General features: G+C 72.6%; 8 protein-coding genes. 1 reads left to right on the forward strand and 7 read right to left on the reverse strand.

What is annotated here, in order from left to right; all coding sequences use genetic code 11:
• Positions 1–41: 41 nt before the first annotated feature.
• The 7 genes from pheT to infC form a co-directional block, all read right to left on the reverse strand.
• Positions 42–2543, reverse strand: a complete 2502-nt coding sequence (gene pheT, locus ACFU7Y_RS33855) for a phenylalanine--tRNA ligase subunit beta (RefSeq protein ID WP_380770659.1) — start codon at positions 2541–2543, stop codon at positions 42–44.
• Positions 2543–3664 (reverse strand): phenylalanine--tRNA ligase subunit alpha, encoded by a 1122-nt coding sequence (gene pheS / locus ACFU7Y_RS33860; protein ID WP_224281594.1) that lies wholly within the window; start codon positions 3662–3664, stop codon positions 2543–2545. Before pheS ends, pheT begins: the two co-directional genes overlap by 1 nt.
• Positions 3665–3972: 308 nt before the next feature.
• The gene (locus ACFU7Y_RS33865; RefSeq protein ID WP_224281593.1) at positions 3973–5076 is read right to left on the reverse strand and encodes an ATP-binding protein; all 1104 of its coding nucleotides are present in this window, start codon (positions 5074–5076) and stop codon (positions 3973–3975) included.
• A 117-nt stretch (positions 5077–5193) separates the two neighbouring features.
• On the reverse strand, positions 5194–6060 hold the full coding sequence (locus ACFU7Y_RS33870) for an RNA methyltransferase (protein WP_224281592.1): 867 nt from the start codon (positions 6058–6060) through the stop codon (positions 5194–5196).
• 98 nt (positions 6061–6158) lie between these two features.
• On the reverse strand, positions 6159–6554 hold the full coding sequence (rplT, locus tag ACFU7Y_RS33875) for a 50S ribosomal protein L20 (protein WP_030055649.1): 396 nt from the start codon (positions 6552–6554) through the stop codon (positions 6159–6161).
• 109 nt (positions 6555–6663) lie between these two features.
• Positions 6664–6858 (reverse strand): 50S ribosomal protein L35, encoded by a 195-nt coding sequence (gene rpmI, locus ACFU7Y_RS33880; protein ID WP_045701618.1) that lies wholly within the window; start codon positions 6856–6858, stop codon positions 6664–6666.
• A gap of 142 nt (positions 6859–7000) precedes the next feature.
• Positions 7001–7711 carry a translation initiation factor IF-3 gene (infC, locus tag ACFU7Y_RS33885; RefSeq protein WP_224281598.1) on the reverse strand — a complete coding sequence of 237 codons (711 nt, stop codon included), beginning with the start codon at positions 7709–7711 and terminating at the stop codon, positions 7001–7003.
• A gap of 490 nt (positions 7712–8201) precedes the next feature.
• Here infC and ACFU7Y_RS33890 point away from each other — a divergent pair, with 490 nt between their 5' ends.
• Positions 8202–8579: a DUF1844 domain-containing protein gene (locus ACFU7Y_RS33890; protein WP_224281591.1), complete on the forward strand. Its 378-nt coding sequence runs from the start codon at positions 8202–8204 to the stop codon at positions 8577–8579.
• Positions 8580–8619 lie beyond the last annotated feature (40 nt).

The raw sequence follows: 8619 nt of genomic DNA on the forward strand, positions 1-8619 counted from the left end.
GTCCGGGCGGGGGCCTTCAGGCCCTGCGGCGTGCCGGCGGCTCAGGCGCCGCGCAGCACCGCGCCGGTGCGGGCGACGGCCTCGGCAACGGCCGCCTCACGGGCGGCGGTGGCCTCGTCGGCGGTCAGGGTGCGGTCGACCGCGCGGAAGCGCAGCGCGTACGCCAGCGACTTCTTGCCCTCGCCGACCTGCTCGCCGGTGAACACGTCGAACAGCCGGATGGCCTCCAGCAGCTCGCCCGCGCCGGCCCGCAGCGCGGCCTCGACGTCGGCGGCCGGGACGGCGGTGTCGACGATCAGCGCGACGTCCTGGGTCGCCACCGGGAAGCCGGAGACGGCCGGGCCGCCGACCCGCTCGGCGCCGTCGGCGGTGAGCAGGTCGACGTCGATCTCCATCGCGGCGGTACGGGCCGGCAGCCCGAGCGCCTTGACCACCCGCGGGTGCAGCTCACCGGCGTGGCCGACCACCCGGTCGGTGCCGGCCACCAGCAGCTCGGCGCAGCGACCCGGGTGCCACGGCGCCAGCCGGCCCTGGCGGACGGTCAGCTCGACGCCGGCCGCGCGGGCCACCGTGCGAGCCGCCTCGACGGCGTCCGCCCAGGAGGCCTGGGCGCCCTTGCCCCACCAGCCCGACGGCAGCCGCTCGCCCGCGAGGGCGACGGCGATCCGGCGCGGCTGGTCCGGCAGCGCGGCGTCCAGCGCGGCCAGCTCCTCGTCGCTGGGCCGGTGGTCGACCGCCGGACGCGGGGCCACGCTCAGCTCGTCCTTGGGCAGGAAGACAGTGCCGGTCTCGAAGATCGCCAGGTCGGTGTTGCCCCGGCCGATGTTGCGGCGCAGCGCGCCGAGCAGGCCCGGCAGCAGCGTGGTGCGCAGCGCCGGCTCCTCGTCGTTCAGCGGGTTGACCAGCTTCACCGTGCGGCGGCGCCGGTCGTCCGTCTCCAGGCCGAGCGCCTCGAAGGCGGCCTCGCCGAGGAACGGGTAGTTGTTGACCTCGACGTAGCCGGCACCGGCCAGCGCGACGCCGATCCGGCGGTTCACCCGCTGGGCCTCGGTCAGGCCCTTGCCCGGGGGCACGTTCGGCATCCGGGCGGGGACGTTGTCGTAGCCCTCCAGCCGGATGACCTCCTCGGCGAGGTCGTACGGGTCGGTGAGGTCGGGACGCCAGGTCGGCGGGGTGACCTCCAGGACGTCGGCGCCGGCGACCGAGCAGCCGATCTCCTGGAGGCGCCGGGTGACGGTCTCGCGGCCGTACGCGGTGCCGGCCACCCGGTCGGGCAGGTCGGCGGCGATGGTGATGGTGCGCACCGGGTGCGGGGCGGCGATGTCGGTGACCCCGGCCTCGGCGGTGCCGCCGGCGATCAGGACCAGCAGGTCGACGGCACGCTGCGCGGCGGCGCGGGCGGCCTCCGGGTCGACGCCGCGCTCGAAGCGCTTGGACGCCTCGGAGGGCAGCTTGTGCCGCTTGGCGCTGCGGGCGATGGCGACCGGGTCGAAGTGCGCCGCCTCGATGATCACCTCGGTGGTGCCCGGGCCGGCGGCCGGGTCGAGGATCTCGGTGGAGGCACCGCCCATCACGCCGGCCAGGCCGATCGGGCCGCTGTTGTCGCAGATCAGCAGGTCCTCGCTGGAGAGCTTGCGCTCGACCCCGTCCAGGGTGGTGAGGGTCTCGCCCTGCTCCGCCCGGCGGACCGTGATCGGACCGTCCACGCGCTGCTTGTCGTAGGCGTGCAGCGGCTGGCCGACCTCCAGCATCACGTAGTTGGTGATGTCGACGGTCAGCGAGATCGGGCGGATGCCCGACTTCTGGAGCCGGCGCTGCAGCCAGATCGGGGACTTGGCGTTCGGGTCGACGCCGACGACCGTACGGGCCACGAAGCGGTCGCAGCCGGCCTGGTCGTTGACCTTCACCAGGTAGCCGAAGGAGTTCGCCGGCGGCACGTCGAGCAGCGCCGGGTCGGCCAGCGGCAGCCCGTACGCGGCGGCGGCCTCGCGGGCCACGCCGCGCATGGACAGGCAGTAGCCGCGGTCCGGGGTGACGGCGATGTCGAGCACCTCGTCGACGAGCTGGAGCAGCTCGATGGCGTCGGTGCCGGGCTCGAACTCCGGCGGGAGCACGATGATGCCGTTGTGGTCGTCGCCCATGCCCAGCTCGCGGGCGGAGCAGATCATGCCGGCCGAGGTCTGGCCGTAGGTCTTGCGGGCCGAGATCGGGAACGGGCCGGGCAGCACGGCACCCGGGAGCACGACCACGACCTTGTCGCCGACGGCGAAGTTGGTCGCACCGCAGACGATCTCCTGCGGCTCGCCGGTGCCGTTGGCGTCGCCGACGTTCACGAAGCAGTGCCGGATCGGCTTCTTGAAGCCGGACAGCTCCTCGATGGAGAGCACCTCGCCGACCACCAGCGGGCCCTTGAGGTCCGCGCCGAGCTGCTCGACGGTCTCGACCTCCAGGCCGGCCCGGACCAGGCGCTCCGCGACGTCACGGCCGGTCTCGCCGGCCGGCAGGTCGACGTACTCGCGCAGCCAGGAAAGCGGGACGCGCATCAGATCTCCATCCCGAACGGGAGGGTGAAGCGGACGTCACCCTCGACCATGTCGCGCATGTCGGCGACGTTGTGACGATTCATCAGGATCCGCTCCAGGCCCAGGCCGAAGGCGAACCCGCTGTAGCGGTTGGGGTCGACGCCGCAGGCGACCAGCACCCGCGGGTTGACCACGCCGCAGCCGCCGAGCTCGATCCAGCCCTCGGAGGAGCAGGTCCGGCACGGCCGGTCCGGGTTGCCGACGCTCGCACCGCGGCACACGAAGCACTGGAGGTCGATCTCCGCGCTCGGCTCGGTGAACGGGAAGTACGACGGGCGCCAGCGCAGCTCCAGGCCGCCGCCGATCAGCTTCTCGACCAGCACCTCGATGGTGCCCTTGAGGTCGGCGAAGGTGATGCCCTCGTCCACCGCGAGGCCCTCGACCTGGCGGAAGACCGGGGTGTGGGTGGCGTCCAGCTCGTCGGTCCGGTAGACCCGGCCCGGGCAGACCACGTAGATGGGGGGCTCGCGGTCGAGCATCGTGCGGGCCTGGACCGGGGAGGTCTGGGTGCGCAGCACCACGCCGGAGTCGGCGGAGCCGTCCGGGGCCTGGACGAAGAAGGTGTCCTGCATCGAGCGGGCCGGGTGGTCCGGGCCCAGGTTGAGGGCGTCGAAGTTGAGCCACTCGGCCTCGACCTCGGGGCCCTCGGCGACCTGGTAGCCCATCGCGACGAAGGTGTCCTCGATGCGCTCGGCCATGGTGGTCAGCGGGTGCCGGGCGCCGCGCGGGGCGCGGTCGTACGGCAGCGTGACGTCCACCGCCTCCTCGACCAGCACGCGGGCGTCGCGCTCCGCCTCCAGCTCGGCCTGCCGCTTGGCGAGGGCCTGGTTGACGGCCCCGCGGGCCTGGCCGATCAGCTTTCCGGCGGCCGCCTTGGCGTGCGGGGGCAGGGCGCCGATCTCGCGGTTGGCGAGCGAGAGCGCGGAGCGGTCGCCGGTGTGGGCGACCTTGGCCTGCTTCAGCTCGTCCAGGGAGCCGGCGGCGGCGAAGGCGGCGACCGCCTCGTCCCGCGCCTGCTCCACCACCTCGGGCTTGAGGGCCTCGACCTCGACCGGGTCGTACGACTTGTTGGGTGCCGACATCTCTATCTTTCCCGTGCTCCTGCTCGTCCGTGCTCAGGTGTGTGGGGGCTCTCCCTCCTGCCCGCCATCGGGCAGGAGGGGCCCAACGCGCCACGATCGGCGGGGCCGGGGCAACGGGCAGCCGGTCTCCGTTCACCGGAGGCTCACGGGAGTGGTGTCCGCGGCTCAGCCGCGCAGGGCGTTGCGCAACGCCAAAGGTCGAGTGTAGTCGCAGCGCGTAGCGCGGCTGCCGTCAAGCCCGTCCGGACCCGGCCACAGCATGCTCCGGTCGTCGTTCGGAGCATGCCGTGCTTGTCGTTCAGGCTCTTTCAGAGCATGAAGTCGGGCACCCCGGCGGGCAGGATAAATCGGAACCGGGCGCCGCCGCCGGGCGCGCGGTCGACGCGGATCGAGCCGCCGTGGGCCTCCACGATGCCCTTGACGATATAGAGGCCCAGGCCCGTGCCGCCACGCTTGGAGCCGCGCCAGAAGCGGGTGAAGACGCGCGGCATCGACTCCTCGGGGATACCGCTTCCTTCGTCGCTCACGGTGACCGCTGTGCCTTCCACGATGCGGGGCGGGGTGCCGTTGCGCTCCCAGACGGGCGCCTCGACGACCTCCTTGGCCGGTGCCACCTCGATCGTGACAGTTCCCTCGCCGTGCCGCACCGCATTTTCCAGCAGGTTGGCGAGCACCTGGTCGACCTTGTCCGGGTCGGCCCACAGCACGGTCAGCGGCCCGCCGATCCGGATGTCGAAGCGCTCCTCGGGGATGCCGGTGGCGACCTTGCGCTCGACGTGCCGACGCACCGCCGCGGCCAGGTCGACCACCTGCTTGCGCAGCTCCAGCCGGCCGGAGTCGATCCGGGAGATGTCCAGCAGTTCGGCGATCAGCCGGGTGACCCGGTCGGCGTCGGCGTCCACGGTCTCCAGCATCAGCCGCTTCTGCCCGTCGGTGAACCGCTCCCACTTGGCCAGCAGGGTCGCCGTGAAGCCCTTGACGCTGGTCAGCGGGGAGCGCAGCTCGTGCGCCACGGTCGCGATCAGCTCGGCGTGGCTGCGCTCGGTGCGGCGCCGGGCCTCGGTGCCGCGCAGGGCGATCACCAGGCGCTCCAGCGGGCCGCCCGGCACGCTGCGCACGTAACGGGCGGAGACCAGCACCTCGCGCCCGCCGGGCAGCAGCAGGTTGCGCTCCGGCTGGCGGGTGCGGATGGCCAGGCCGCCGTACGGGTCGGTCAGCTGCCACCATCGGCGGCCGTCCAGGTCCTCCAGCGGGAGGACGTCCTCCAGCCCGCTGCCGAGCGCGGCCTGCGGAAGCACGCCGGTGAGCCGGGCCGCGGCCCGGTTGAAGCAGACCACCCGGCCCAGCGCGTCGGCGACCACCAGGCCGTCCGGCAGGTCGTCCGGGTCGAGCTCGGGCCCGCTGCCGACCATGGGTTGCCTCCCCGATTACCCACCGTGCCGTTCCCCCCACCGACGCAGACCCTAGCGCCTCGCACGCGCCCGCAGTAGGGCTTGCAACGGGGTGATCCCGGTGCGCCCCCTGGTGCGTCAGGCGTTCGAGCGGCAGCCGCCGGGCGAACGCTGGGCGCGGGCCGAGGCGTACAGGCAGACGGCGGCCGCGGTGGCCAGGTTGAGGCTCTCGGCGTGGCCGTGGATCGGGACGCGCACGACCTCATCGGTGAGCGCGCGGGTCTCCTCCGGAAGCCCCCACGCCTCGTTGCCGAACACCCATGCGCCGGGCGCGCCCAGGGTGCCCTCGTCCAGCTCCTGGTCCAGGTCGCGCTCCCCCGCGCCGTCCGCGGCGAGCACCCGGACGCCGGCCTCGCGCAGCTTCCCGACGGCCTCCTCGACCGGGACGCCGACCGCCACCGGCAGGTGGAACAGGCTGCCCACGGAGGCCCGGACGGCCTTCGGGTTGTAGAGGTCGACCGAGGCGTCGGTGAGCACCACGGCGTCCGCGCCGGCCGCGTCGGCGGTGCGCAGCACCGTCCCGGCGTTCCCGGGGTCGCGCACGTGGGCGAGGATCGCCACCAGCTTCGGCCGGGCCTTGAGCACCTCGGCGAACGGGGTGTCGATGAAGCGGCAGAGCGCCACGATGCCCTGCGGGGTCACCGTGTCGCAGATCCCGGCGATCACCTCGTCGGTGGCGGTCAGCACCGGAAGCCCCGCGGCCAGGGCGTCCTCGACGATGTCCGCGTGCCGCTCGGCGGCCTCCACGCCCACGTAGACCTCGACCACGGCGTGCTCGCCGGTGCCCGGCAGCCTGCCGAAGGCGACGGCCTCCCGGACGGCCTGCGGGCCCTCGGCCAGGAAGCGGCGCTCCTTGGTGCGCTGGTTGCGCTTGGCCAGCCGGCGGGCGGCGACGACGCGCGGCGAGCGCAGGGAGGTCAGCAGGGGGGTGTCGGTGCTGGGCATGGTCTCGTTCTCCGGAGGCGCTGAAGGAGGGGGCAAAGCAGGACCGGACCCGCAGGCGAACCTGCGGGTCCGGTCGGAGCTCAACCGATCTCGGAAGATCAGGCGGCGTCGGCGGCGGCCTTCGGGGCGTTCACGTCGGCCGGCAGCGCCTTCTGGGCGACCTCGACCAGGGAGGCGAACGCACCCGGGTCGTTGACGGCCAGGTCGGCCAGCATCTTGCGGTCGATCTCGACGCTGGCGGCCTTCAGGCCCTGCACGAAGCGGTTGTAGGTGATGCCGTTGGCACGGGCCGCAGCGTTGATGCGCTGGATCCACAGCTGACGGAAGTCGCCCTTGCGCTTCTTGCGGTCGTTGAAGTTGTAGACCAGCGAGTGGGTGACCTGCTCCTTGGCCTTGCGGTACAGGCGCGAACGCTGGCCACGGTAGCCGCTGGCGCGCTCCAGGATGACCCGGCGCTTCTTGTGGGCGTTGACTGCCCGCTTGACGCGTGCCACTTGATTACTCCTTGGGTTGGACCACGGACTACTTCACGTGGTCCGTCATTCGAATGGGTCGGGAAGGATCAGCTGCCCCGCTCGCGGCTCGCGCCGGGCGGGAGGGCGATCACTTGCCGAGAAGCTTCTTGATCTTCTTGGCGTCAGCGGGGGCCAGCTCGATCGTCCCGGCCAGCTTGCGGGTCAGCGTCGAGGGCTTGTGCTCCAGGAGGTGGCGGCGGCCGGCGCGCTCGCGCAGCACCTTGCCAGAGCCACTGATCTTGAAGCGCTTGCTGGCGCCACTGTGCGTCTTCTGCTTCGGCATTTCGCCGTATCTCCTCGTCGGTCCCGTCCACGCCCGCGCGGCGGTTGCCACGCGGGCGTGAACTGGATGGATCTGCGGTGACCGGGCGGGGCGCCCCGTCACCCTGTGGGCCGGTCTCCCGGGCCTCCTGGCCGGTGAGGGCTCAGGCGCCCTGGGAGGCGGCCGGCTGCTCGACCGGAGCGTCGGCCTCGACGGCCGGCGCCTCGGCCGGGGCGTCCTGCGCCTCGGTCACGGCGTCCTGCTCCTCGGTCTCCGCAGGGGCGTCGGAGCCGGCGACGCGGCCCTGACGCTCGGCCTTGCGGGCGTCCGCGAGGGCGCGGGCCTCGGCCATCGCCTCGGTCTTCTTCTTGTGCGGGCCAAGAACCATGATCATGTTACGGCCGTCCTGCTTGGGCGAGGACTCGACGAAGCCCAGCTCCTGGACGTCGTCGGCGAGCCGCTGAAGCAGACGGAAGCCCAGCTCGGGGCGGGACTGCTCACGACCGCGGAACATGATCGTGATCTTGACCTTGTCGCCCTGCTTGAGGAACCGGACGACGTGACCCTTCTTGGTGTCATAGTCGTGCGGGTCGATCTTCGGCCGGAGCTTCATCTCCTTGATGACCGTGTGCGCCTGGTTCTTGCGCGCCTCACGGGCCTTCATGGCCGACTCGTACTTGAACTTGCCGTAGTCCATGAGCTTGCACACCGGCGGCCGGGCGGTCGCCGCGACCTCGACCAGGTCGAGGTCGTACTCCTGCGCGAGCTCCAGCGCCTTGGCAAGCGGCACGATGCCGACCTGCTCGCCGCTGGGACCGACGAGTCGCACCTCGGGGACGCGAATCCGGTCGTTGATGCGGGGCTCGGTGCTGATGGGGCCTCCTCGGTTGCACCTTCTGCGATGCGGCCGTCGGACGGCGGTCGCACGTAGTGGACTCGACCACTGGGCGGGGCTTCATTCGTGCTGCGCTGTCCGGTACGCACACCGCCACACGAAAAAAGCCCCGCTCGGTACAAGCGGGGCTCCACACAACCGGGGGCTGCGCCCGGTGAGGGGCGCTGCGGCGACTCGGCGCCAGAGGCGCCCGTCGCGGACCGGGACCCGTCGGCCGCGAGGCCGATCAGGTGGGAGACTTTCGCGGTTGCCCTCTCGGGCCTCCTCAGTGGAGCCTCCACTTGCTGGCCAGGTGCCCATACGGGATCCCGGCCGGTCAGTCTCGAAGCCTACAGCGTCGCGCCGTCGAACGCCATTCCGCCTCTCCGCACGGCCGTGTCCGGGTGCGGCCACGGCCGTGTCCTGGTGCGGATGGGGCCCTTGTACGCTCCATGGGTACGGACACCCGACCCGATGGAACGAGCCCCCCTTGAGCAGCGAGCCCACCCAGACCCCCGGCGCGGACGACGACGCGATCGGCTTCGACGACCTCACCCGCGACATCGCCGAGGTCCCGGCCGTCGAGGTGATCACCACCGTCGCGGTGCACCTGATGAGCGCTGCGGCCGTCAAGTGCGGTCTCGCCGAGGGCGGCGAGAAGGACAAGGACCTGGACGAGGCCCGCAAGCTGATCACCGCGCTGGCCGGGCTGGTCACCGCCGGCGCCCCGGAGATCAGCAACTTCCACGCCGCGCCGCTGCGGGACGGGCTGCGCTCGCTCCAGCTCGCGTTCCGCGAGGCCTCGATCGTCCCGGACGCCCCGGGTGCGGGGCCGGGCGAGAAGTTCACCGGGCCGGTCTACTCCTGAGGCCGAACCTCGAAGGGGCTGACCTCCTCACGTGAGGAGG

Source organism: Kitasatospora sp. NPDC057542 (genome assembly GCF_042801945.1).
In the GTDB taxonomy this organism is placed as follows: Bacteria; Actinomycetota; Actinomycetes; order Streptomycetales; family Streptomycetaceae; genus Kitasatospora.

Coding starts and splice junctions, on each gene's coding strand:
- ACFU7Y_RS33865 (WP_224281593.1), bottom strand. CDS start 5,076: ATGGTCGGCAGCGGGCCCGAGCTCGACCCGGACGACCTGCCGGACGGC.
- pheS (WP_224281594.1), bottom strand. CDS start 3,664: ATGTCGGCACCCAACAAGTCGTACGACCCGGTCGAGGTCGAGGCCCTC.
- rpmI (WP_045701618.1), bottom strand. CDS start 6,858: ATGCCGAAGCAGAAGACGCACAGTGGCGCCAGCAAGCGCTTCAAGATC.
- pheT (WP_380770659.1), bottom strand. CDS start 2,543: ATGCGCGTCCCGCTTTCCTGGCTGCGCGAGTACGTCGACCTGCCGGCC.
- ACFU7Y_RS33870 (WP_224281592.1), bottom strand. CDS start 6,060: ATGCCCAGCACCGACACCCCCCTGCTGACCTCCCTGCGCTCGCCGCGC.